Here is a 24637-nt window from a genome sequence, read left to right as displayed (position 1 = left end):
GATTAGAGGAGGTGGGACAATTATGCAATTATTAGAACGAGCAATGACAATTGCGAAAGTGTTAGCTTCAGAAGCATCCGAAGGCAGTTTGTCTATTTCAGAGCTTTCCACCAAATGCGATTTACCATTGAGTACATTACATAGAATTTTAAAAGCGATGATTGCACAAGGAATGATTGAACAAGACACGCAAACGAAGCATTATCGTCTCGGCACAATATGGATGGAGTTAGGTTTGCAAGTGTATGATACGATGGACTATATTAGCAAAATTAGACCAGAATTAGAAAGACTCGCAAGAGAAGTTGAGGAAAGTGTTTATTTAAGCAAACCTGCGGGGCTAGATACAATTATTATCGAACGTATTGATAGTGCAGCCAACCCGATTCGTATTTATGATCAACTAGGTATTCGCATTCCAATGCATATTGGGGCAGCCAATAAAGCGTTGTTAGCCTCTTTACCGACCGTAGAAGCAAAGGAAATTATGCAGCAACTCGTTCCTATTGATGAAATGGCTGACTTAGAAGCGCAGTTAGAACAAATTCGATTACAGGGCTTTGCTATTAGCCACGGGGAGCGAACGGCAGGTACCTCCTCAGTCGCTGTAGCTGTTTTTAATGGATTTGGAGAAATTATCGGTGCGGTCAGTATCGGTTTTGTTAGCTTTAACGTCAGCGAAGAACATATCAACTTCCTTACACAACGTCTTGTAGAAACAGGAAAACGCGTCTCTACAAAACTTGGCTATCGTGGGAAATAATCTATTAAAAAATTCACTGTGCAATGAATTGAGCACCCATTGTTCAGTGTTTTTTCATAGCTGTTTTTGCCTGTAAAGGTTTTTTTCTTGAAAGGTTATGTGAAAACTATTGCACTGAACGACTTGGTATGTTAAATTATTATGGTATGTGAAATACCGAACTGAAATAATAATCTTTCAGCATCAACTGTAAGGAGGGAATACAACATGCCAAAACAATGTGTAATCACTGGACGTAAAGCTCGTACTGGTAACAACCGTTCCCACGCTATGAACGCTAACAAACGTACTTGGGGCGCTAACCTTCAAAAAGTTCGTATCCTAGTTAACGGTAAACCAAAACGTGTATGGGTTTCTGCTCGTGCTTTAAAATCAGGTAAAATCGAGCGCGTTTAATAGCCGCTTCTAAAAAATCGATTTCGCATAAAGCGTAAATCGATTTTTTTCTTTCATTTTTCAAGGCACACTACCAACCGCCTTTATATAGCTATTAAACAGGAAAAATCCGACTGGCATCAGTCGGATTTTTTAGCTTCTTTCTTATCTTTTTTAAATAGATTAATACACGTACGCGTAATGCTACTAACAAATTTCGGCAGTTGGAACGTATATACTTTCAGGACTCTCTCCCCCTTACGCTAATCTATGCTTCTTATCATTAAACATATGCCTTGCGTGAAGGATATAGACCCTGAAGTGCCTATTATTTCATTACTTGTAAATCGAGTTGAACCTAACGAAATTTCTTCGTTCGTTGTTTCGTATTTTACATGCCTTAAAGTAACGCCCTGTATTGGTTGCTCATGGGCAAAAAAAGACAAATAGCGATAACGCTCATCCGCTTGAATTGTGTGCGTGCCTGGCACCAAAAACTGTATCATGTTCGCATGGTTGATAATTTTCAACACAAGATCAGGATGTTCAAGCTGTAATCGATAAATGGAACGCACAGCTGCCTCATAATGATCTAAGCGCCCACCTGTAACCCCTGTTAACACAATTTCGCTAGGAGCGAAGGTTAACGCTTTTAACAGCGCTAAATCCGTATCGGTTTCATTTTTTTCTTCACGGAAGCGTTGGGCATCATCCGCATGTTTCATAACATATTGATATTCCTCTTGTGATAACGAGTCAAAGTCGCCAACAATAGCATGCGGTGTAATACCTTGCTCAATTAAATACAGTGCACCTCGGTCCGCACCAATAAATAGAATATCATGTTGTCTACTATACGCATCAAAGGAACATAGCTCCTCTTTCGGACCGCCTGCACAAACGACAACAGTAGTCATCCTTTAATCGCTGCCTCACCAGCAGCTAAAATCTCTTGAAGTGCCGCTGTACGATCTTCTTTACTATAAATCGCTGAACCTGCTACAAAAATAGTGGCACCTGCTTTTGCACATGGAACAATTGTTTCGGCATTAATACCACCATCAATTTCAATCGCAACGTCTAAATTACGCTCTTTAATAATTGTGGATAATGCTTCAATTTTAGGTACAACAGAATGAATGAATTTTTGACCACCAAATCCAGGATTCACTGTCATGAATAACACCATATCAATATCTTGTAAAACGTGCTGAATCGTTTCAATCGGTGTATGTGGATTTAAAACGACACCTGGCTTAACACCGTAAGAACGAATTAATTGAATTGTACGATGTAAATGGCGGCAAGCCTCTACATGTACCGTAATATAGTCTGCTCCTGCTTTGGCAAATTGTTCAATATATTGATCTGGATTTTCAATCATTAAATGAACATCTAATGGTAAATCAGTTAAAGGACGAATCGCATCCAACACAATGGACCCAAATGAAATATTCGGTACAAAATGACCGTCCATTACGTCGATATGAATAAGCTTTGCACCTGCTCGTTCTACGTCTTTTACTTCTTCTCCTAGTTTAGCAAAGTTTGCTGCTAAAATTGATGGTGCTATTTGTATCATGATTAATACCTCGGCTTTCGATCCATAATTTCTTGCATAAATTGTTCATAATGTTTGTAACGGTACTCGCGTATTTCGCCAGCTTCGACTGCAACTTTAACCGCACATTTTGGTTCTTTTAAATGCAAACAGCCTCGAAATTTACAATCCTCAGCAATTCGCGTTATCTCTGGGAAGCATGCCCCTAGCTCTTCTTTTTCAATTTCATCAAAATCAAACGAACTAAAGCCAGGCGTATCCGCCAATAAACCATCACATACTTCTATCAGCTCAACATGGCGGGTCGTATGCTTTCCTCGCCCTAAGCTCTGTGAAATAATGCCTGTTTTTAAATTTAAATCAGGTATTAACGTATTGAGAAGCGTCGATTTCCCAACACCAGATTGTCCCGCAAGCACCGATGTCTTTCCTTTTAAAATCGGCTGAAGACGTTCTACTAACTCTTCTTCGCCTTTATAAGTTTGAAGCACCGTATACCCTATGTTTTCATAATCTGCGATATAGCCCTGTAATTCCTCACGCTCATCGTCTTGTAATAAGTCCATCTTCGTCAGACAGATAATGGGGTGGACATGAAATGACTCTAAAACGACTAGAAAACGATCCAGTAAAATCGTATTGAAGTTCGGCTCTTTTACTGAAAACACTAAAATGCCTTGATCGATATTGGCGATTGGCGGACGAACTAGTTCATTTTGACGATCAATAATTTTTTGAATCGTACCATCCGAGCCTTCCGTTTCAAGTGTATACTCTACAAGATCACCGACGAGTGGCGATTCTCCCCGATTGCGAAAGACGCCACGTCCTCGGCACTGTATAAGTTCCTTCCCATCGTAAACATAATAATAACCACTTAACGCTTTACGGATTTGGCCATGCGCCATCCAATTCCCCCTTATTTAACATCATCGTAATTAAAGCTATCCGACTCAATAATTTCTGAATCACGGATAATTTTATAAGCCGCTTCTTCGCCTTCTACAATGACAAGTTGTATTTTGTATTGTTGGTCACTAGTAATGGTGAATTCATCAAAAGCTTTCACCATTGTATGATTTTTATCTTGAATTTCAATGCGGATTACTTGTTCAGCACCTTCTTCAGTCGGCTCATATGGAATTAAAACATTCTTAATAAATGTTTTCACTGGTTTTTCTGCAGGTCCTTTACTTAAAACAACTGCAATGGTATCACCTTCCATTAAGCTGGTACCTGGTTTTGGCGTTTGCGAAATTACACTACCTACTGGAACAGTATCATTATACTCTTCGCGAACAGTGCGCCATTTCAGCCCTACTCTTTTTACGTAATCATCCATTTGAGCTTTCGTATAATTCGCTACACTATCAACTGTTATCATTTTTACACCTTGGCTAATCGTAAATGTAATCGTTGCATCTTTAGCGATTATTTCTGCTCCTTCTTGCGGATCTTGCTCAATAATTTGCCCTTCAGGCAGTTTGGAATGTACATAATTTTTTTGGATGATTAACTTATCCTTTAACAAAGCTTCAACTTGACTAATTTGTTGTCCAGTATAGTCATCAATTTTAACTGTTTCGACACCAAGACTAACTATTAATTCGATTTCAGTTCCTTTAACACGCTTCGCATCTTTTTCTGGATCGGTTTCAATGACTTTGCCCTTCTCAATATCTTCAGAATTTCGCTCTTCTTTTTGTTCGGCAACAACAAAGCCAGCTTCTTGTAATTTCTTTGTCGCATCTTCTACCGTTAAATTGGTCACATCAGGTACGGCAATTTTTTTCGGACTAAATAAATCTGTTGCAAATAAAAAGAAAAGGAACATCGCAATCACGACGATGAATAACCCTGCCACATACTTTGGCCACTTTTTCTTTTGTTTGACCGGCTCTACTTTTTCAACAGGCTTTTTCGCTTCTACCTTCTTTTGTGCGATAGGTTCCATTGCTCTTGTTTTAGTCAAATCTTCATCTTTTCGGATAAACTGTTCCTTAATGATTGGGATAGCTCTTGTCGCATCATTATCAATAGGAATTGTAAATTTTGGTTCATTGATACGAGCTGATGATAATACTGTTTCCAAGTCCTCTTGCATTTCTTCTACCGTAGCATAGCGATGGGATGCATCTTTAGCAGTGGCCTTTAAAACGACATTTTCAAGACTTTGTGGAATGGTACCATCAAATGCTCGAACAGATGGCGTCTCTGATTGCAAATGTTTAAGGGCAATTGAAACAGCCGACTCACCAGAGAACGGCAATTCGCCAGTAAGTAATTCATATAAGACAATTCCAAGCGCATAAATATCTGATTTATTTGTTGCCGTTCCACCACGTGCTTGCTCTGGTGATAAATAATGGACAGTGCCCAACACAGAGTTTGTTTGGGTGAAAGATGTGGCACTTAGCGTCATAGCTATTCCAAAATCCGTTATTTTCACATTTCCTTCCGCATCCATTAAAATATTTTGCGGTTTAATGTCACGGTGAATAATATGATTTTCATGGGCATTGGCAATCGCTGACGTTAATTGCTTCATAATATGCACACTTCGAGCAGGAGAAATCGGTGCAAATTCCTGTATGTACTGCTTTAACGTCTTTCCTTGAACATATTCCATGACGATATAATGTAAGTCTCCATCATCACCTACATCATAAATACTAACAATATTCGGATGTGTAAGGCTTGTAACTGAAAGTGCCTCACGTTGAAAACGTCGATGTAATTCATCCTCATTGGTAAAATCATAGCGTAATATTTTTATCGCTACGTCCCTATTTAATATCATATCATGCGCCAAGTATACATTGGACATGCCTCCGCCACCAATGAGTTCTATAATTTTATAGCGGTCACTAATTCGTTTTCCTACAAGCATACTTACACCTCCTCATCTTGCCTTGTGAGTAACACGAGGGAGATATTGTCTTCCCCCCCACTTGCATTTGCTAGTTCCACAAGCTTTCGCCCTTTTTCTTCAATTACATCTGGATAGGTAATGATAGATGCCATTTCATACACTGATAGTTTATTACTTAAACCGTCAGAACAAATGAGTAAATACGATTTTGGCGCTAGCTCTACTTCATAAAAGTCTGGTTCAATAGTTTCCTCTGTTCCAACAGCTTTTAAAATGAAATTTTTCTTCGGATGCGTCAATGCTTCCTCTTCGCTAATTTCACCATTTTCAAGCAGAACATTAACATAGGAGTGATCTCTTGTTATTTGTTGTGCGCCATCATCAAAGAAATAATACACGCGACTATCACCAACATGTGCAATGAAGCAATAATTCCCTTCAATTAACACGGCGATAAACGTCGTCCCCATTCCTTTACAGTCTTCATGTGATAAAGAATAGTTGAATATATTTGTATTTAAAAGCTTAACTGCTTGTCGTAACCATTCTTTTTTTGATGTCATAGTTGCAAAATGATGTGCCTCTGCTTGTAAAAACACCGTTTCCATTTGTTTCATTGCCATATCACTCGCTACATCGCCAGCATTATGACCACCCATGCCATCGGCCACAAGTGCGAGTGCGAGGCCATCTGGACGTTTAAAAAATGCAGCGCGATCTTCATTAATTGCTCGTTTTAAACCAATATCACTTTCGACTGTGTATTTCATCACTGGTCACCTCGTTTCTTCAGATCTCTCTTTCGCACGTAATTGTCCGCAAGCCGCATCAATATCTGAACCTTGCTCTCTACGGATTGTTACGTTAATACCATTTTTCTTTAATGTTTTCTCAAAAGCAAAAATTTTACTACGAGATGTGCGAATGTAATCACGTTCTGGTACGTAGTTTACAGGAATTAAGTTCACATGGCATTTAATCCCTTTTATAAGAGCAGATAATTCTTCTGCCACTTCAACTGAATCATTTTCACCAGACATTAAACCATACTCAAAACTAACACGACGTCCCGTTTTTTTCGTATAATAACGAACTGCTTCCATCAGTTCATCTAATTTGTAGGCACGTGCAATAGGCATTAGTTTTTGACGCGCCTCTTGGTTCGGTGCGTGCAAGGATACGGCAAAGTTAATTTGAAGCTGTTCATCAGCAAATTGATAAATTTTTGGTACAATGCCCGATGTTGAAACGGTAATATGACGTGCTCCAATGTTTAAGCCCTTTTCATGATTGATTACTTTTAGGAAATTCATCATAGCATCGTAATTATCGAAAGGTTCGCCTATGCCCATAATAACGATATGAGATACGCGTTCGTTTACTTCATCTAAAGCTTGCTGTACTTTGACAACTTGCTCTACAATTTCCCCCGCTAGTAAATGGCGTTTTAAACCACCTAACGTAGATGCACAGAACGTACAACCAATTCGACAGCCCACTTGCGTTGTGACACAAACAGAGTTGCCATATTCATGGCGCATTAAAACTGTTTCAATGGAATAGCCATCTTGTAATTGGAATAAAAATTTAATCGTACCATCTTTTGATTCTTGTTTAATAATCGTTGACAATGTTGTTAAAGCAAAACTTGCCTCTAACTTGTCACGTAATGCTTTAGATAGATTAGACATTTCTTCAAATGTTTTTACTCGTTTATTGTATAGCCAATCAAAAATTTGTGCAGCGCGGAATGCTTTTTCCCCATTTTCTTTTAGCCATTCTTCTAATTGGTGCGGTTGTAATGAATAAATGGATTCTTTTAAATTCGGTTTTTCTTTTTTCGCTCGTCGAACAGGCTGATCTTCCGCTTCCTCGACTAAATCATTAATACGTTCATTAAATTGCTCTTGATCCACCATTAGTTGGATTCTCCTTTTTTACGAAAGGCCGCGACGAAGAAACCATCGCTGCCGAAGTCTTGTGGAAAGACTTGAAGCATGCCATTTGCTTGCTTTTCCGCTAATTTTGTTGGTAAAGATTCTAGTTGTATAGCTTCCATTTCTGGATGCTCTGTTAAAAAGGCCTCAACAGTGCCTTCGTTTTCTTGTTTATCGACTGTGCATGTACTATAGACAAGCTTGCCATCTTGTTTTAATACTTTCGTTGCCGCATCAAGTAGCGCCAGTTGAATTTTTTGAAGATTTTCTAAATCCTCTTCACGCTTCGTATATTTAATATCCGGCTTACGACGCATAACCCCTAAGCCACTACATGGTGCATCGACTAACACCGCATCGAACGATTCCAATTGTAAAAAGTTTGGAGCCTTGCGTCCATCAATCGGAGCCGTTTCTACAATATCCAGTCCTAGACGTTCTGTATTATGGTCGATTAAATCTAATTTATGTGGGTGTAAATCCGTTGCCAAAATAGAACCTTTATTGCCCATTTTCTCCGCAAGATGCGTCGTTTTACCACCTGGTGCTGCACACATATCTAAGACGCGCATACCTGGAGAAGGATTCAACACATTTGCAGGAATCATGGAGCTTTCATCTTGAATGGTAATCACACCATCTTGAAACGCTTTTGTACGAGCAGGTTGCCCATTTGTAACATGAAGACATTCTGGCATTAGGTCACTTTGCTGTACTGTTAAGCCTTCCGCTTGTAAACTGGCAATCGCTTGTTCTGGTGTTGCCACGGTTCTATTGACGCGCACCGTTTGCACCGGCGGAACATTATTTTCGTGAAGCATTGCTGTCGCTACTTCCAGACCATAATTATGAACAAAGCGTTCAACTAACCATTGTGGATGACTCGTTTCAATAGCAAGACGTTCGATAGGATCTGTTATATCCTCTATCGCTCTTACGCCTTGACGCAAGATAGAACGCAAAATACCGTTTACTGTCGAAGCAATACCCTGGTGTCCACGACGTTTTGCAATTTCTACCGCTTCGTTTACGGCTGCATGCGGTGGTATACGTGTTAAATAGTGCATTTGATATAACGACAAACGCAGTAGCCAACGCACCCAATGATCTAGTTTACCACGAATAAATGGCTCTAAATAGTAGTCAAGGGTCATTTTATATTGAAGCGTCCCATACGTAATTTCTGTTAAAAGTGCACGATCCTTTGCTTCTATTTTATGGCGTTTAATCGTTTCGTGTAAAAGTAAATTACTATACGCTTGGTTTTTATCTACTGCTAGTAGGATAGAAAGTGCGGCATCTCGTACATTGCCATCCCAAATTACTACGCTTTTTTTACTCATTTAAATTGGTCCCCGATCTGTAATTTCGAACCTGTGCCTCGCAAATAGTCCTCTGCCGTCATTCGTTTTTTTCCTGCTGGTTGAATATCGTATAATGCTAGCGCTGTCCCATTGCCAGCCGCAACTTCAAAATGATCCTTTGCAATTGCTACCACTGTACCAGGTGTCACGTTATGTTTAGCTTGTCCAACTTGTGCCCACCAAATTTTAAAGTTACCTTCTTCAAATGTTGTATAGGCTACTGGCCAAGGGTGTAATCCTCGCACTTGATTGTAGAGAGTCGTGGCATCCTTTGCCCAATCAATTCGCTCTTGTTCCCGCGATATATTGCTGGCAAATGTCACTTGTGTTTCATCTTGTACTGTCCGGCTATTTGTTCTATTAATAATAGAAGGAAGTGTTTCTTTTAATAGCTCACACCCTACAACACTTAGTTTATTAAATAGACCACCTGTATGGTCATCTTCTTCAATAGCAATTGCCTTTTGAGATATGATATCGCCTGCATCTAACTTCTCCGCCATATACATAATCGTAACGCCTGTTTCTTTTTCACCATCGATAATAGCTTGGTGAATTGGCGCTCCACCTCGATATTTCGGTAAAAGGGAGGCATGCACATTAATGCAGCCAAGCGGCGGTGCATCGAGCAATTCTTTCGGTAAAATTTGCCCAAAAGCTGCTGTAATAACGATATCCGGTTGTAAATCCAGTATTTGCTGTAATTCCTCAGAGCCACGTAGCTTTTCTGGTTGAATAACAGGCAATCCTAATTCCAATGCTGCTGCTTTAACAGGTGGCGGTGTTAGCACTCGCTTACGCCCAACTGGTCGATCTGGTTGCGTCACAACAGCCTTGATATCATAGCCCTCATTGTGTAGCATACGCAAAATTGGCGCTGAGAAATCAGGTGTCCCCATAAAAATAATTGACGTCATATTATTCCTCCTCTTCTGCGTACATTTCTTCTAGCTCTTCTTCTGTCACAATGCGCTTAATTTTAGAATCAAATAATATACCATCTAAATGATCGATTTCATGTAAAATCGCTCGCGCTTCAAAGCCACCAGCTTCAAGCTCATAGACACGCCCTTCTCTGTCACAAGCTTCAATTTTCACATAATCAGGACGTTCAACTTCACCATATAATCCTGGGAAGCTTAAACACCCTTCGATATCCACTTCTGCTCCGTCTGTTTTAATAACAGTAGGGTTAATCATTTCTAAAATATCTCTTTCTTCACCTAGCTCGACAATTGCCACGCGTAGTCCAACATTAATTTGTGGTGCGGCAATCCCAACGCCATCATATTCCACCATCGTGTCGTATAAATCATCAAGTAATGCAATAATATCTTCGTTAATTTCTGTTACTTCAGCACATGGTGTAGATAATACTTTTGCTGGATGTTCGATTACTTTTTTAATCGCCATTTTTCGTTCCTCATTTCTATTATATAAGACGCTCTCTTGCCTTCATTTCACTCTTAGGCAAATCGCCATTTAAATCCATTATGCGGTAGTCAAGCTTGCTCGAAAAGAGCTATTGCGCCTTTTTATATCGTAGACGGGTCTAAATCAACCGTCATTAATATCCCCTGCTTAATCCATTCTGCTCGATACATCGCAAGTAAACGTTGCAAGACAGGTATCAGATTTGGTTCAATTTTATATTTTATCAAACATTGATAGCGATATCTATTTTGGAGGCGGCTAATACTCGCAACTGTTGGGCCAATAATGGACACTTGATTGGATAAATTTCCTCGAAGCCAATCTGCTGCACGTCCTGCATACTCTGCTGCCATCATGACATCTTCATGCGATACTTGTATAAGTGCAACGAAATAATAAGGTGGATAGCCCGAACGACGGCGTAAAAACATTTCCCGTTCATAAAATGGCTCGTAATCTTGTACTTTAGCTAATTCAATTGCATAATGCTCAGGCGTATAAGTTTGGATTACGACTTCACCCGCTTTATCATGACGACCTGCTCTACCACTTACCTGTGTAAGTAATTGGAAAGTCCGCTCCGCAGCACGGTAGTCTGGTAAATGTAATGATGTATCGGCACTAAGCACACCAACAAGTGTAATATTAGGAAAATCAAGTCCCTTTGCAATCATTTGCGTACCGAGTAAAATATCAGCTTGCCCCTCACCAAATGCTTGCAAAATCTCTTCATGTGCCCCCTTGTGCTTTGTTGTATCAACATCCATTCGTAATACCCTTGCTTCTGGAAATAATTTATAGATTTCTTCTTCTACCTTTTGTGTCCCTGTACCAAAATATCGAATATGCTCACTTTGACATTGCGGGCAAATTTGTGGCACATGCTCTTCATAACCACAGTAATGACACTTAAGTTTTTCCGTTGTGCGATGATAGGTTAATGAAATATCACAGTTCGGACATTGCACGACCGTCCCACAATCACGACATAGCACAAAGGACGAATATCCTCTTCGATTTAAAAACAACACCATCTGTTCTCGTCGTTCAAGTCGCGTTCGTATCCCTTCAATTAGTAGTTCCGAAAACATCGAGCGGTTTCCTTTTTGAAGTTCCTCTCGCATATCTGCAACATATACAGTTGGCATTGCTTGATGCAGCGCACGCTGTTTTAACGTTAATAGTGTATAGACCCCTTTTTTCGCACGGGCATATGACTCAAGAGCGGGTGTCGCACTACCTAAAATAACAGGACAACGGTAATATTGGCTTCGCCAAATGGCTACATCTCTCGCATGGTAACGGGGTGAATCTTCCTGCTTGTAAGTCGATTCATGCTCTTCATCTAAGATAATTAGCCCTAAATTAGTAAAGGGTGCGAAAATTGCTGAACGGGCACCTACTACAACCCTTACTTTCCCTTGTTGAATTTTACGCCACTCATCATACTTCTCTCCAACAGATAACCCACTATGCATCACGGCAACCATCTCACCAAAACGACTACGAAAACGCTCCGTCATTTGGGGCGTTAACGAAATTTCAGGCACTAACATAATAGCTTCCTTGCCGTCATTTAAAACCTTTTGAATCGCTTGCAAGTAAACTTCCGTTTTGCCACTACCTGTAACACCTTGCAATAAAAAGGTGGCAGCAGATTGTGTCTCAATAGAATGCGTAATTGCTTTTAATGCAACTGCTTGTTCGTCCGTTAATTGTAAGGACTGTGTACGTGCAACATCCTTTGTAAAAGGATCGCGATACACTTCTTCTTGTATAAAACTTGCTGCGCCTTTTTCAATAACCGCTTGTAATACAGCAGCCGAGACAGCAGTTGCTTCATAAATTTGCTGTGGTGTAAAAACTTCACCTAAATGCGAAGCCATCCATTCAATTAAAGAACGTTGCTTCGCAGCTCTTGATGCCTCTTGCATAGCATTGCTTAATGCTTGTTCGTCCTCAGTTATCTTTACCATACGAACTTCTTTTACATTGCCTTGTTGCTTCACGACATTTTCTATTTTTACAATTTTATCGGCAATTAACGTTTTTAAGAGTGGCAATAATCCTGCCCGTTCAAATTCCTTAAAGTTTGCCTGTTGTCGCTTCCCAAAAATTTGTTGGACAGCCATTGGCAAAATCGTTTGATGATCGAGTAATTTGACGATTTTTTCATACTTAGCTCGTAATGCGGAGGGTAGCATTACTTGCAAAGCATCAATTTCATAGCAAATTGTTTCATTTTTAAGCCACTTTGCCATCAACAACATTTCTTCAGTAAAAACAGGCTCTATATCTAAAATTTGAGCAATCGGCTTTATTTTATTAGTTGGAACATCTGTCTCATGTTTTAAACCTACAACAAATCCTAGTACATTTCTCGGTCCAAATGGTACTTTTACACGACAGCCTTTCTCTATAACAGCTACCCATTCTACAGGAACCGCATAGTCAAATGAGCGATCTACATGGTATGTTGAAACATCCACTATGATCTCTGCGTATAAAATGTTCATTGCGACTCACCTTGTAATATATGATGCCATAAAACTTTTGCAAATTGTGTCGTATCTGAAATATTGACAATTTGTCCGTTTATTGTTGCTGTTTGACTATAGTCAATCCATTCATCGGCTATTACTTGTAACATCGGATTCCCTAGCACTTTTTGTCCAAATGTCACTGCCTCTGTACCTGCAATGGATAGAGTAGGGGCACTTTCAATTGTTGGTATGTTGGCTGCGTGGATAAATAAGAGCTGCGCATTTTGCTTTTTAACGTTTTCTACTTGCGAAATGAGGTCATACGCATTTGTTGCTTCTTCACCTAAAAGAATGACATGTGCCCCTAGTGCTTGCGCTTCTCTCGCTAACGCTTGTCCAACCTTACCATCGGCCTTTGTACTAATTACATGCTGATTATCCATAGGGACATAACTTGCTCCGGCTGTTACAAGCACCGTTCGTCCTGCTAATGGCTTTGGAGCGAAAAAATACTGTTGCACAAGTGCCGTAATTTTCTCTGGCTCCTCTAAACGACCTTTCCCAACATAGCCACATGCTAAAAAGCCTTCTGACGGTTCGATAAATTGATAACCATCTGTTGCTAGTTGTGCCAAATTACGCTTAACCGCTGGATGATCATACATATGGACATTCATAGCGGGTGCAATCCAAACAGGTACAGTAGTAGCAAGTAATGTCGTTGTTACCATATCGTCTGCAATACCGTTTGCTAGTTTGCCAATCACATTGGCAGTTGCAGGAGCGACTAATATTAAATCTGCCCAGTCAGCTAAATCTATATGGGCAATGACATTTGAATCTTTTTCATCAAATGTATCGAAGTAGACATCATTTTTTGACATGACTTGAAAGCTTAGCGGATTGACAAACTGCCGGGCTGATGCTGTCATAATGACCTTTACACGGGCACCCGCCTGCGATAGTTTACTCACTAGCGCGACAGCTTTATAAACCGCAATACCACCTGAAACACAAAGTAAAATATTTTTATTCATCTACAATGTCGTCCTTTCAAACGATAAGCTCCCAAAGGACAATTTCCTCGGGAGCTCTCGGCATTTTTGTATAATCAAAAAATCACTGCAGATTTTAACATTAACTTGGCAAAAGCTTTATACCATCAATGTTAGATTTCGTCTTCGTACACAGCGGACTCATCCTGTGATACTTTTGTAAGTACACCTGCTGCTACCTCTTCAAGTGCTTTTCCTACATATTTATAGGAAACATATTTGTGTAGGCGCTCAGTACCTTCTACTTCTTGCATTTGACGAGCACGTTTTGATGCTAAACTTACTAAAGAATATTTTGAATCGATTTCTTTTTTTAAGGCATCTACTGATGGGTATAACATTGGTTTATTCTCCTCTCAACATTGACAAATATCTTTTTTCAACACGTTCTCTTCGACAATGCTCGGCTTTAATAATCGCATTTATACGATCACAGGCATTTGTCACTTCATCATTTTCAACTACATAATCGTATAAGCTCATCATTTCAAGCTCTTCACTTGCAGTTGCAATGCGCTTTGCAATAACATCCGCTGTTTCTGTCCCACGGCCAACTAAACGATCTTTTAATTCCGTTAAACTTGGAGGGGCTAAGAAAATAAATAAGGCATCCGGTGCTTTTTTACGAATTTGTGCTGCTCCTTGTACTTCAATCTCCAAAAATACATCACGACCAGCATCAAGTGTTTCATTTACATAGGCTAACGGCGTGCCATAGTAATTGCCTACAAATTCAGCGTGTTCTAATAAGCCACCTTGGTCAATTAACGTTTCAAACTCTTCACGTGTCTTGAAAAAATAGTCTACACCATCTACTTCACCTTCGCGAGGATTTCGTGTTGTCATTGAGATGGAATACTCATAATTCGTATTCGGTTGAGAAAATAATTCTTTTCGCACTGTCCCTTTTCCTACACCAGACGGGCCAGACAGAACAATTAATAATCCACGTTCTTTTATCATTTATTCTCTATATCTCCCTTAATTTATAACAGATGCAGGCATGTTATTCGATATTTTGAACTTGCTCACGCATCTTTTCTAAAATTGTTTTTGCCTGAACTACTGCAACGGCTGCTTCTGTCGATTGATTTTTAGAACCTATCGTATTGATTTCACGATGGATTTCCTGCATTAAAAAGTCTAATTTACGCCCGATTGAAACGGTTTCTAGTAACGTTTCTTCCAGTTGGTTAAAATGACTATCTAATCGATCCAATTCTTCCGTTATGTCCACTCGTTCTGCAAATATCGCTACTTCTGCGAGTAAACGATCTTCTAAAAGCGCTACTTCTGCAATTTCAGCAATCCGTTCTACTAAACGTGTACGATATTTTTCAACAGCAAGTGAAGAACATGAACGTATTTGATTCACTTGTTCCATTAGCTGTTCTTTATATTGTACAACAACATCTTGCAATTCTTGCCCTTCACGCTCACGCATTTGAATCAACTGTCCAATGGCTTCTGTTACCGCATGTTCCACAGCACCTAATAAATCTTCTGGCGTTAGTTGCGGCTTTTCTTGCACTAATGCTTTCTCAAGCGCTAGTAGCTCCTGCATCGTCCATTTTTCTTCTAGCGGTACTTTACTTGCTAATTGTTCTTTTGCCTTACGATACGCTTCAATTAATGACCAATTAATTTCAATAGATTGCTCGACATTTTCTAAATCTTTTACATATACCATCACATCAATTTTCCCTCGGGATAAAGCTTGTGAAATTAATTTCTTCGCAAAAACTTCTGCTTCAAGCCATTCTTTCGGAAATTTTGCATGAATTTCTAAAAAACGATGGTTGACCGAGCGTATTTCTACGGTTAACTGAAAGTCTCTTGTTGTTGTGACACCTCTGCCAAAACCAGTCATACTACGCACCAAGGTTCGTCACACCTTTCTTTGCATACTGGGATAATTATAACATAAGCTCCGTCATTTATGACGTCTCTCCACAAAAAAATCGCTAGAGCAAAAATTAATTCTACCACATCTGAAGCTATATTTTAATATTCACCTAAAAAATGCTATGATAAACATACTAAAAAAGCATTCGTGCTTGAAATGGCTGTTTTGGGAACACTTTATAAAATTATGAATTGCACCATTGTAGTTCGTTTTAGCAGACCTTTTCAGCGCAAATACGAAAACACAATGATGCAATATATCGTTGGAAAGAGGAATTAAAATGGCATTTGATGGTTTATTTACTTATTCAATGACAACAGACCTACAAAAATTAGTAACAGGTCGTATTACGAAAATACATCAACCTAACGCTCAGGAAGTTGTTTTACAAATCCGTGCAAATGGAGGGAACCATAAATTATTATTTTCTATCCACCCTTCCTATGCACGTGTACATCTTACAGAGCAAACAATTGAAAACCCTGCTGAGCCCCCTATGTTTTGTATGCTTTTACGTAAGCATCTAGAGGGTGGTTTTATTTCTTCTATTAAACAGCATGAGTTAGATCGTATTATTATAGTAGAAATCCAAAGTAAAAATGAAATCGGTGATCCCATTGTACGGGAACTACATGCAGAAATTATGGGTCGCCATAGTAACCTGTTATTAATTGATACAGAACAAAATAAAATTATCGACAGTTTGAAACATTTATCACCTTCGATGAATAGTTTCCGAACAATATTACCAGGACAGCCTTATATCGCCCCACCTGCACAAAATAAATGGCAACCTCTTACGGTCGATGATGAGCAACTAGCTGCATTTTTCGCAGAGCCAAAAACCGCTAAAGATATTGTGTCGCAATTTATTGGCTTTTCTCCATTACATGCAGAGGAGTTATTATTTCGCTTAACCGCCACGTCAAACAAAGTCGGATGCTTCAAGGACTTTATGGCAGATTTTAATGATGGTGGCAAAGAACCGATGTATGTTTACGCGCATGGTAAAACATACTTCTCCCCAATTGCTTTAACACATTTACAAGGAGAGAAAACTGCCTACCCAAATGTACATGAGCTTCTTGACCGTGTATTCTTTGCTCGCGCGGAGCGAGATCGTGTGAAGCAACAAGCAGGTGATTTAGAACGCTGGTTACAAAACGAAATCGACAAACTATCGTTAAAAATCAAAAAACTGACGAAAGACTATGAACGCGCCTCCAAACTAGATCAGTTCCAATTGTATGGGGAACTATTGATGGCCAATATTTACGCTTTTGAAAAAGGTGTGAAGGAAGTGACCGTCACAAACTATTACAGTGAATCTGCTGAACAAGTGACGATTCCGGTAAGTGAGCGTAAAACACCGATTGAAAATGCACAAAATTATTACACGAAATATACGAAGGCTAAAAATGCCCTTATTATGGTGCAAGAGCAACTCGAAAAAACGAGAGAAGAAATAACTTATTTTGAGATGTTAGCGCAACAAGTGCAACAAGCATCGCCTGGTGATATCGAAGAGATTCGTGAAGAATTAGCGGAACAGGGCTATTTAAAACTTCGTCACGCTAAGAAAAAGAAAAAACAGCTTAAACCTGAACCCGAACATTTTCTATCATCTACAGGAACGCCCATTTCTGTAGGGAAAAACAACAAGCAAAATGATATGCTGACATTTAAAATAGCAAAGCGTACAGATATTTGGCTACATACAAAAGATATACCAGGCTCTCATGTAGTCATTCACAACGCTAATCCCGATGATACGACATTGCGAGAAGCTGCAACACTTGCCGCCTATTTCTCAAAAGCACGTGACTCATCTTCTGTTCCGGTAGATTATACAGAAATAAGACAAGTGAAAAAACCTAATGGTGCCAAACCAGGATTCGTTATTTACTTCGAACAAAAAACATTGTTTATAGATCCCGATGAAACGGTTATTTTACAATTAAAGAAACAGTCTTAATAATAGCAATAGAGGCTGGGACAAAAGAGAAAAGGTGTTAGATTGATGGCAGTCAATCTAACACCTTTTTTGCTGCGCCGTTGTTGTTGGCTCGGCGGTGCTTTCCGCTCAGCACAGTAAGCCGCAACCCTCGCTAACGCGCGGAATGCCAGCGTCTTACGCTGTGTGCGTTCTGAGCAGGAGTCACCGCATCCGCTACCAACAACTAGTGAATCCTTCTAATGTTTTATTTATTGCAAATGCAAGAATAGATAAGTTCTCCATAGAACAAAAAATTTATTGTTCCTTATATTTTTTTAGTTATATTTCAGCCACTTCTTTTGTTATGCCGTTGCTATCCGCAAGGGGATTGCTTTACGCAGGTACACCGCAAGGCGCTACAACATGTAATATGCTCTTCTATTTATCCTCATTACAAAAGAAAAAATAGCTAAGTACTTGTGCATACTCAATAGCAATCTTGCACCGAAATCCTACGATTTTATAAAAATTTTATCGTTATGTCCTAGCCCCTATTTTTTTCAGTTGTTCATCCACAGCAATCCGTACTATATAACGATAAAAATTTGTGTCCATTTCAATTTTCACAGGCAATGTGCCCTATCATAAAATAAAAAGATTTTAAGCATGAATATTCTGAACTGTTTCTATGTCCGCTTATTGACTTCTCGCTTCTACGATGTCTTAATTTAACTATAAAAAATTTTAAAGCATTTTAGAAAGGGCGTATTACTATGTCTGTTGGCAAAAAATTAAGCTTCGGTTTTTTCTCAATTATTTTGATCTTATTTATGTCTTTGCTTATTTTGTTCAACCAATTTTCCAATATTGAGAAGAAAGTTGAAGCTGCATTAGAAGACCGCGTTTCCCAAGTAGAACTGTCAGATAGTATTCAATTTGAAATGGCGATGCAAGGTCTTTTTATTCGCGCAATGTTTATAGAAGATACAGCAAGTAATAAGGATAGTTTAATTAAACACGCTGGATTGTTAGATGAGCACGTTGCCGAAATTGCAAAAAAAGCAGATTCGCCCGAAATGGTTGAATATGCCAAAGAACTTGATACATATAACGATGCTTTTAACCAAGCAGCTGATCGTGCTTTAGCTTTACATGATGAAGGAAAATTAGATGAGGCGTTAAAAATAGTCAATAGTGATGCACAACAAGCAAACCGAGGACTACTAGAAGTCTCAAATAAAGTTGTCGATTACCAAAAAACACAGCTAGAGAATATTACAGCAGAATCTAAAGAAGCAGTGAAAAATTCACAAATCATTTCGATTATCGCGATTATTATTGGTGTAGCACTTGGCATATTCTTAATGCTTTATGTACATCGCAAAGTTACTACCCCTTTAAAATCAGTTGTAGCCGCTGCCAACAACATTGCAAACGGTGAATTATATCATCAAGATATTACCAACCACTCTAAAGATGAAATTGGACAACTGGCGATAGCCTTTAATACGATGAAAAGTAACTTAAGTAGTTTAATGACACATATTCAAAATAACTCAGAACATTTAACAGGCGCAGCCGAGGAGTTAACGGCTTCTACTGAAGAAGTTTCTGCTACAACAGAAGAAGTTTCTTCACGCATTCATGAAACCGCCGCCGCGGCCGAAACCGCAACAATTGCTGCAAAGGAAAGTGCTGCCGCCATGGATGAAACAGCTACAGGTGTACAACGTATTGCAGAAGCAACACAACAGCTTCACCATAGCGCCATCGCTACATCAGAAACAGCCAATACAGGGAACAATATAATAGAAGAAGCCCAACAGCAAATGAATGTAATCAATGATTCTACTCAACTTATTAACACACTCGTTCAAAAACTAAGTAAACAATCAGTAGAAATCAGCAATATTACAGAAGTTATTACAACAATTACAGATCAAACCAACCTGCTCGCTCTAAATGCCGCTATCGAAGCAGCACGCGCAGGTGAACACGGGAAAGGCTTTGCTGTTGTAGCAGATGAGGTGCGCAAGCTAGCCGAAGAATCAAAACAATCCGCTAATAAAATTGTCGCTTTAACACAAGATATTCAGCAAGATACTAAAAATGTAGAAAAAGCAGTAGTCGACGGTCTTCATTCTGTAAATGATGGTGTTAAAATGATTGGAGAAGCAGGTATTGCTTTCGAATCCATTGTCCAAGCAACGACGATGTCCGATCAAATAGAAGATATTTCAGCAACATCAGAAGAAATATCTGCCAGCGCTGAACAAGTAGCCGCATCAGTTGCTGAAATTGCTTACGGCGCTTCAGCAAGTGCGGATAATACAAAGATTATTGCCGAAGCTATGAAAGAACAAGCAGCTACAATTCAACAAGTAAACTTCGTTGCAACAGAATTAAGCGAGAAATCTTTAGAATTACAAAATCAGATTCACCAATTTAAGTTATAAAACAATAAGTAAACATTCTAGGTAAATGCTGATAACGAGACAGCGTTTATTCTAGAGTGTTTTTTTACACGATTTTTTTAGAAATAATTGGATAATCTGAATGATAAAATGTGAAATTTAGATATGAAATCATTTTTATACAAAATATAGCTGACTTTGTTGATTTCTGTCGAAAAGAGGAAACTGCACAATCAAAAATCTATTCTTAATTGAAAAACACCGCACATTTTTTATAAAAAATAGCGATTACAAAGGCAAATGAATTATTTTAAAAAAACATTAGACTACTTTCTTGTGCTAAAATCCCCCTATAAACAACATAAATAGTCATGTTAAATCAACCAAATTTCTCTCAATTTCCCTTTTTTTCTCTCCCAAAGCTAAATACTAGATAAATACAAAACAAAATTTTTATATATCATTTATAGATAGTATTATTCATATTTTTAGATTAGAAACTGCAAAAAATTACCTAATAAAAAATCATATTCACTTAGTTTTACAATGATTTTCTACAAAACTATAAAAATTCTTCAAGGTAGAACATCTATGACTTTAGAATCATTTTTTATTTTGTAATAATATTATCAAAAAAATAGGAATTTTCCGTATAGTAAATCATTTTTTTGATTTTGTTTCATTTTTGATATTTTTAGCTATTTTAAATCAAATTCTCATTATTTAAACACTTTTGTACTCTAAAGTGATAAACAGAAGAAAATTATTATTCTTGTAAATGTCAGATAATACTATATAAATTTGAATCTTTTTTATTTTGTGCACAATGACTTTTTTGGTATATTAAATAGGAGCTTCACAAAAGGCTTAAAAATTGTATAAGGGGGATTCACATGAATAAGAACAAAAAGTTTTTATTACTAACTGTCCTTGCAGTATTTTCATTAGTACTTGCTGCATGTGGCTTTGGTGGAGATTCGTCTGACAAAGCAAAAGACGATAAAAAAGATTCTGGTTCATCAGAAACAGCAAAAGAGCTGAACTTAGTAATACCTTCTGAGCCACCATCTTTACACCCACAACTTGCAACAGATTCTACATCTAGTGCAATCTTAATTAACGTATTTGAAGGTCTAACTCGTGCAGACGCTGATGGACAACCACAGCCAGCTATGGCTGAGAAATGGGATGTAAGTGAAGATGGTTTAACTTACACATTCCACTTACGCGATGCAAAATGGACAAACGGAGATCCAGTAGTTGCTGGCGACTTCGAATATGCTTGGAAATGGGCTTTAAATCCAGAAAACCTATCTGAATATGCTTCTGTATTCTACCCAATTAAAGGTGCTGAAGCTTACAATACAGGTGCTGGTTCTGTTGATGAAGTAGGAATTAAAGCTGAAGATGAAAAAACATTAGTTGTTACTTTAGCAAACCCAACTGCTTACTTCTTAGAGTTAACTGCATTCAAAACTTACTCACCAATCAACCAAAAAGTGGTTGAAGGTAAAGATGATTGGTACGCTGAAGCTGGTGAAAACTACGTAACAAACGGACCATACACATTAGATACTTGGAAACACAGTGATTCAATCGTGCTTAAGAAAAACGACGGTTACTGGGATGCTGCAAATGTAGCAGTTAATACAGTAAACATCGGTATGGTTGAAAACGAAGCAACTGCTGTAACAATGTTTAAAAATGGAGAAATTGATTACTTAGGTTCTCCATACCAAACAGTAGCACTTGATGCTATTGATGGATTCAAAGCTGACAAGTCATTAAATATTGATGACTATGCTGCTATCTATTGGTACAAATTCAACACAACAGATAAAGTTACTGGAAACGCTAACATCCGTAAAGCGTTAACATTAGCAATCGACCGTCAAGGCTTAATTGACAACGTAACTAAAGGTGAACAAAAACCTGCATTAGGTATGGTTCCATCTGCAATCAGTGGTTTTGAAGAAGACCGCGGTTACTACAAAGATAACGATGTTGAAGGTGCTAAAGCAGCACTTGAAGCTGGTATGAAAGAACTTGGTATTAAAGACGCTAAAGATATCAAAATCAACTTATCATTCAATACAAGTGAAGCACACGCTTCTATCGCTCAATACATCCAAGAAGGATGGAGCAAAAACCTTGGAATTACTGTAAGTCTTGATAACTCAGAATGGCAAGTTTACTTAGAAAAACTTAACGTTCTTGACTATCAAATCGGTCGTATGGGCTGGATTGCAGACTACAACGATCCTTACACATTCTTAGAAATGTACGATACTGCTAAAAACGGTAACAACGATACTGGTTGGGAAAATCCGAAGTACAAAGAATTGTTAAAACAATCAGTTGCAGAAGTAGATACAGCTAAACGTCTTGAGCTATTAAAAGAAGCTGAAGCTATCGCAGTTTCAGAATTCCCAGTTGCGCCAATCTACTACTACACAAACCTTTCAGTAAAACAAAAGTATGTTAAAAACATGGGACCAGATAGACTTGGTATCATCCAACTTAAAAACGTTGATTTAGACGCTAAATAATCTAAATAATATTTTTTAAGCTCTACAGCGAAGAGCTGCCTCGAAGCCACTTCGGCGCGAGTCAGCTCTTTTTAAAATACGAAGGCATATATTTGTCAGAAAATTGACAAATATAAGGAGGAGTTTTATGTGATTAATTATATTTTGAAAAGGCTGATGTATATACTTCTCGCGCTTTTCGTCATCGTAACGGCTACGTTTTTCTTAATGCGTCTTGCTCCAGGTAGTCCTTTTGCAAGTGAACGTAATTTCCCTCCGCAAATCGAGGAAAAGTTAAACGAAACGTATGGATTAAATAACCCTTGGTATATTCAATATAAAAATTATTTAATCGATACGGCCTCATTTAATTTCGGTGAGTCTATGAAGTATAAAGCGCGTTCTACAAATGACATGATTAATGAGAGCTTCCCTGTTTCGTTAACTCTTGGGATTGAAGCTATGCTATTGGCGGTTGGATTCGGTGTATTAATAGGCGTAGTTTCAGCGCTTTATCATAATAAGTGGCCGGATTATTTGGCAACGTCCTTTGCGGTGCTCGGAATATCGGTACCATCGTTTATTTTGGCAGGCTTAATGCAGTATTTCTTAGCCTTTAAATTAGGCTGGTTCCCTGTTAGTGGATGGAAAGGCTTCGTCTATAGTATTTTACCTGCCCTTGCTATTGCGTTCTCACATATGGGCTTTATCGCTAAACTAACACGTTCTAGTATGCTTGAACAAAACAGCAGTGATTATGTAAAAATGGCTCGTGCGAAAGGGATTGGCAAATGGACAGTCGTTTTCCGCCATACTTTACGTAATGCCCTTCTACCAGTTATCACGTACCTTGGTCCATTAACAGCTGGTGTTGTAACAGGTAGTTTTATCGTTGAAAATATATTCGCAATCCCTGGTCTAGGTAAACACTTTGTACAAAGTATTACAAACCGTGATTACACAGTTATCATGGGAACGACAGTGTTCTATTCAATCATCCTTTTATTTGCGGTATTAATTGTCGATATTTTATATAGCTTTATTGATCCGCGAATTAAGTTGAAGGGAGCGAAAAAGTAATGACGCAACAACCGATTAACAAAGATATGTTTAAAATTGTCGGTGGAAATCATGAAGCAACTGATAAATTAGCTGATAAATCCGTTTCCTTCTGGAAGGAAGTATTTATTCGTTTTTCACATAACAAGATGGCGATTTTTGGTTTAGTCACTTTAATCATCATTATTTTAATGGCGATTTTTGCACCGATGCTTTCACAATATAAATACAGCGATCAACTTGGTGTTTTCAACTCTCCACCATCTGCAGAATTTTGGTTTGGGACAGATGATTTAGGTCGTGATATTTTCGTACGTATTTGGGCAGGTGCTCGTATTTCCTTATTTATCGGGATTACAGCGGCGGTTATTGACTTAATTATCGGCGTTCTTTGGGGAAGTATTTCAGGTTTAGCTGGTGGTCGCGTTGATAATATTATGATGCGTATTGCCGACGTATTAACTGCGGTTCCTTACCTATTAGTTGTAATCGTATTATTAGTTGTTTTACAACCAGGTCTATTCCCTATGATTATCGCCCTTTCGATTACAGGTTGGATTAACATGGCTCGTATCGTCCGTGGTGAAGTATTATCGATTAAAAATCAAGAATATGTACTAGCTGCACGTACTTTAGGTGCTAGCACAGGGCATTTAATTTTAAAACATTTAATTCCAAATGCGCTTGGTGCAATTTTAGTAACAATGACATTAACAATTCCATCTGCTATTTTCACGGAATCGTTCTTAAGTTACCTTGGACTTGGTGTCCCTGCTCCACACGCTTCATGGGGTACAATGGCATCTGACGGAAATAAAGCGATTGCTAACGCTCCGTGGCGCTTAATTTTCCCAGCAGTATTTATCTCGCTAACAATCTTTGCGTTTAATGCTATTGGTGATGGCTTACGAGATGCACTAGATCCAAAACTACGTAAATAAGGAGGTGGC

At 38.5% G+C, this 24637-nt stretch carries 22 protein-coding genes; 7 read left to right on the top strand and 15 right to left on the bottom strand.

The genetic code is table 11. From position 1 onward, the window contains the following. Positions 1–22: 22 nt before the first annotated feature. Both I5435_RS04615 and rpmB read left to right on the top strand, forming a co-directional pair. A complete protein-coding gene (locus I5435_RS04615) occupies positions 23–763 on the top strand; it encodes an IclR family transcriptional regulator (RefSeq protein WP_024362077.1) in 741 nt (246 codons plus the stop codon). Positions 764–970: 207 nt separating this feature from the next. After that, complete coding sequence (gene rpmB, locus I5435_RS04610) at positions 971–1159, top strand: 50S ribosomal protein L28 (protein WP_024362078.1); 189 nt, start codon at positions 971–973, stop codon at positions 1157–1159. 119 nt (positions 1160–1278) lie between these two features. Here rpmB and spoVM read toward each other — a convergent pair whose 3' ends face one another. The 15 genes from spoVM to I5435_RS04535 all read right to left on the bottom strand — a co-directional run bounded on the left by spoVM (position 1279) and on the right by I5435_RS04535 (position 15726). Further along, entirely contained in the window at positions 1279–1383 is a 105-nt protein-coding gene (gene spoVM, locus I5435_RS04605; protein WP_103977638.1) for a stage V sporulation protein SpoVM, read from the bottom strand. An 18-nt stretch (positions 1384–1401) separates the two neighbouring features. Continuing rightward, on the bottom strand, positions 1402–2055 hold the full coding sequence (locus tag I5435_RS04600; protein WP_025218777.1) for a thiamine diphosphokinase: 654 nt from the start codon (positions 2053–2055) through the stop codon (positions 1402–1404). After that, positions 2052–2720 (bottom strand): ribulose-phosphate 3-epimerase, encoded by a 669-nt coding sequence (gene rpe / locus I5435_RS04595; protein ID WP_024362080.1) that lies wholly within the window; start codon positions 2718–2720, stop codon positions 2052–2054. Before rpe ends, I5435_RS04600 begins: the two co-directional genes overlap by 4 nt. Before the next feature lie 2 nt (positions 2721–2722). After that, the gene (rsgA, locus tag I5435_RS04590; RefSeq protein WP_024362081.1) at positions 2723–3607 is read right to left on the bottom strand and encodes a ribosome small subunit-dependent GTPase A; all 885 of its coding nucleotides are present in this window, start codon (positions 3605–3607) and stop codon (positions 2723–2725) included. An 11-nt stretch (positions 3608–3618) separates the two neighbouring features. After that, positions 3619–5589: a Stk1 family PASTA domain-containing Ser/Thr kinase gene (gene pknB / locus I5435_RS04585; RefSeq protein ID WP_337983317.1), complete on the bottom strand. Its 1971-nt coding sequence runs from the start codon at positions 5587–5589 to the stop codon at positions 3619–3621. Positions 5590–5591: 2 nt separating this feature from the next. Further along, positions 5592–6341, bottom strand: coding sequence for a Stp1/IreP family PP2C-type Ser/Thr phosphatase (locus tag I5435_RS04580; RefSeq protein WP_024362083.1), 750 nt, complete (start codon positions 6339–6341; stop codon positions 5592–5594). A gap of 6 nt (positions 6342–6347) precedes the next feature. Continuing rightward, on the bottom strand, positions 6348–7490 hold the full coding sequence (gene rlmN, locus I5435_RS04575) for a dual-specificity RNA methyltransferase RlmN (protein ID WP_024362084.1): 1143 nt from the start codon (positions 7488–7490) through the stop codon (positions 6348–6350). After that, complete coding sequence (gene rsmB, locus I5435_RS04570) at positions 7490–8851, bottom strand: 16S rRNA (cytosine(967)-C(5))-methyltransferase RsmB (protein WP_024362085.1); 1362 nt, start codon at positions 8849–8851, stop codon at positions 7490–7492. Before rsmB ends, rlmN begins: the two co-directional genes overlap by 1 nt. Then, positions 8848–9789, bottom strand: a complete 942-nt coding sequence (gene fmt / locus I5435_RS04565) for a methionyl-tRNA formyltransferase (protein ID WP_024362086.1) — start codon at positions 9787–9789, stop codon at positions 8848–8850. The genes rsmB and fmt overlap by 4 nt, the downstream gene beginning before the upstream one ends. A 1-nt stretch (position 9790) precedes the next feature. Further along, a complete protein-coding gene (gene def / locus I5435_RS04560) occupies positions 9791–10285 on the bottom strand; it encodes a peptide deformylase (RefSeq protein WP_024362087.1) in 495 nt (164 codons plus the stop codon). A gap of 122 nt (positions 10286–10407) precedes the next feature. Then, positions 10408–12822, bottom strand: coding sequence for a primosomal protein N' (gene priA / locus I5435_RS04555; RefSeq protein WP_108029506.1), 2415 nt, complete (start codon positions 12820–12822; stop codon positions 10408–10410). Continuing rightward, on the bottom strand, positions 12819–13826 hold the full coding sequence (gene coaBC, locus I5435_RS04550; RefSeq protein ID WP_108029505.1) for a bifunctional phosphopantothenoylcysteine decarboxylase/phosphopantothenate--cysteine ligase CoaBC: 1008 nt from the start codon (positions 13824–13826) through the stop codon (positions 12819–12821). Before coaBC ends, priA begins: the two co-directional genes overlap by 4 nt. Before the next feature lie 131 nt (positions 13827–13957). Next, positions 13958–14185, bottom strand: a complete 228-nt coding sequence (gene rpoZ / locus I5435_RS04545; RefSeq protein WP_024362090.1) for a DNA-directed RNA polymerase subunit omega — start codon at positions 14183–14185, stop codon at positions 13958–13960. 4 nt (positions 14186–14189) lie between these two features. Beyond that, entirely contained in the window at positions 14190–14807 is a 618-nt protein-coding gene (gmk, locus tag I5435_RS04540) for a guanylate kinase (protein WP_024362091.1), read from the bottom strand. A 43-nt stretch (positions 14808–14850) separates the two neighbouring features. Next, the gene (locus I5435_RS04535) at positions 14851–15726 is read right to left on the bottom strand and encodes a YicC/YloC family endoribonuclease (RefSeq protein WP_024362092.1); all 876 of its coding nucleotides are present in this window, start codon (positions 15724–15726) and stop codon (positions 14851–14853) included. Between the two features lie 304 nt (positions 15727–16030). Here I5435_RS04535 and I5435_RS04530 point away from each other — a divergent pair, with 304 nt between their 5' ends. The 5 genes from I5435_RS04530 to I5435_RS04510 all read left to right on the top strand — a co-directional run bounded on the left by I5435_RS04530 (position 16031) and on the right by I5435_RS04510 (position 24628). Continuing rightward, positions 16031–17725, top strand: a complete 1695-nt coding sequence (locus I5435_RS04530; RefSeq protein ID WP_108029504.1) for an Rqc2 family fibronectin-binding protein — start codon at positions 16031–16033, stop codon at positions 17723–17725. A 734-nt stretch (positions 17726–18459) separates the two neighbouring features. After that, positions 18460–20142, top strand: coding sequence for a methyl-accepting chemotaxis protein (locus I5435_RS04525; RefSeq protein WP_337983316.1), 1683 nt, complete (start codon positions 18460–18462; stop codon positions 20140–20142). Positions 20143–20993: 851 nt separating this feature from the next. After that, positions 20994–22649 carry a peptide ABC transporter substrate-binding protein gene (locus I5435_RS04520; RefSeq protein ID WP_025218771.1) on the top strand — a complete coding sequence of 552 codons (1656 nt, stop codon included), beginning with the start codon at positions 20994–20996 and terminating at the stop codon, positions 22647–22649. 129 nt (positions 22650–22778) lie between these two features. Continuing rightward, positions 22779–23708, top strand: a complete 930-nt coding sequence (locus I5435_RS04515) for an ABC transporter permease (protein ID WP_337983315.1) — start codon at positions 22779–22781, stop codon at positions 23706–23708. Continuing rightward, positions 23708–24628, top strand: a complete 921-nt coding sequence (locus I5435_RS04510) for an ABC transporter permease (RefSeq protein WP_024362097.1) — start codon at positions 23708–23710, stop codon at positions 24626–24628. The genes I5435_RS04515 and I5435_RS04510 overlap by 1 nt, the downstream gene beginning before the upstream one ends. Positions 24629–24637: the final 9 nt, after the last annotated feature.

The organism is Lysinibacillus sp. C5.1 (genome assembly GCF_016350185.1).
In the GTDB taxonomy this organism is placed as follows: Bacteria; Bacillota; Bacilli; order Bacillales_A; family Planococcaceae; genus Lysinibacillus; species Lysinibacillus sphaericus.
Note: the sequence above shows the minus strand (reverse complement) of the source record. Positions and strands in the feature narration are given on the sequence as shown.

Excerpts from the sequence above, each read along its gene's own strand:
- rlmN (WP_024362084.1), bottom strand. The coding sequence starts at position 7,490 with ATGGTGGATCAAGAGCAATTTAATGAACGTATTAATGATTTAGTCGAG.
- coaBC (WP_108029505.1), bottom strand. The coding sequence starts at position 13,826 with ATGAATAAAAATATTTTACTTTGTGTTTCAGGTGGTATTGCGGTTTAT.
- rpmB (WP_024362078.1), top strand. The coding sequence starts at position 971 with ATGCCAAAACAATGTGTAATCACTGGACGTAAAGCTCGTACTGGTAAC.
- pknB (WP_337983317.1), bottom strand. The coding sequence starts at position 5,589 with ATGCTTGTAGGAAAACGAATTAGTGACCGCTATAAAATTATAGAACTC.
- I5435_RS04530 (WP_108029504.1), top strand. The coding sequence starts at position 16,031 with ATGGCATTTGATGGTTTATTTACTTATTCAATGACAACAGACCTACAA.
- fmt (WP_024362086.1), bottom strand. The coding sequence starts at position 9,789 with ATGACGTCAATTATTTTTATGGGGACACCTGATTTCTCAGCGCCAATT.
- I5435_RS04510 (WP_024362097.1), top strand. The coding sequence starts at position 23,708 with ATGACGCAACAACCGATTAACAAAGATATGTTTAAAATTGTCGGTGGA.
- I5435_RS04615 (WP_024362077.1), top strand. The coding sequence starts at position 23 with ATGCAATTATTAGAACGAGCAATGACAATTGCGAAAGTGTTAGCTTCA.
- rpoZ (WP_024362090.1), bottom strand. The coding sequence starts at position 14,185 with ATGTTATACCCATCAGTAGATGCCTTAAAAAAAGAAATCGATTCAAAA.
- I5435_RS04600 (WP_025218777.1), bottom strand. The coding sequence starts at position 2,055 with ATGACTACTGTTGTCGTTTGTGCAGGCGGTCCGAAAGAGGAGCTATGT.
- rpe (WP_024362080.1), bottom strand. The coding sequence starts at position 2,720 with ATGATACAAATAGCACCATCAATTTTAGCAGCAAACTTTGCTAAACTA.
- rsgA (WP_024362081.1), bottom strand. The coding sequence starts at position 3,607 with ATGGCGCATGGCCAAATCCGTAAAGCGTTAAGTGGTTATTATTATGTT.
- def (WP_024362087.1), bottom strand. The coding sequence starts at position 10,285 with ATGGCGATTAAAAAAGTAATCGAACATCCAGCAAAAGTATTATCTACA.
- gmk (WP_024362091.1), bottom strand. The coding sequence starts at position 14,807 with ATGATAAAAGAACGTGGATTATTAATTGTTCTGTCTGGCCCGTCTGGT.
- I5435_RS04525 (WP_337983316.1), top strand. The coding sequence starts at position 18,460 with ATGTCTGTTGGCAAAAAATTAAGCTTCGGTTTTTTCTCAATTATTTTG.
- I5435_RS04520 (WP_025218771.1), top strand. The coding sequence starts at position 20,994 with ATGAATAAGAACAAAAAGTTTTTATTACTAACTGTCCTTGCAGTATTT.
- priA (WP_108029506.1), bottom strand. The coding sequence starts at position 12,822 with ATGAACATTTTATACGCAGAGATCATAGTGGATGTTTCAACATACCAT.
- rsmB (WP_024362085.1), bottom strand. The coding sequence starts at position 8,851 with ATGAGTAAAAAAAGCGTAGTAATTTGGGATGGCAATGTACGAGATGCC.
- I5435_RS04580 (WP_024362083.1), bottom strand. The coding sequence starts at position 6,341 with ATGAAATACACAGTCGAAAGTGATATTGGTTTAAAACGAGCAATTAAT.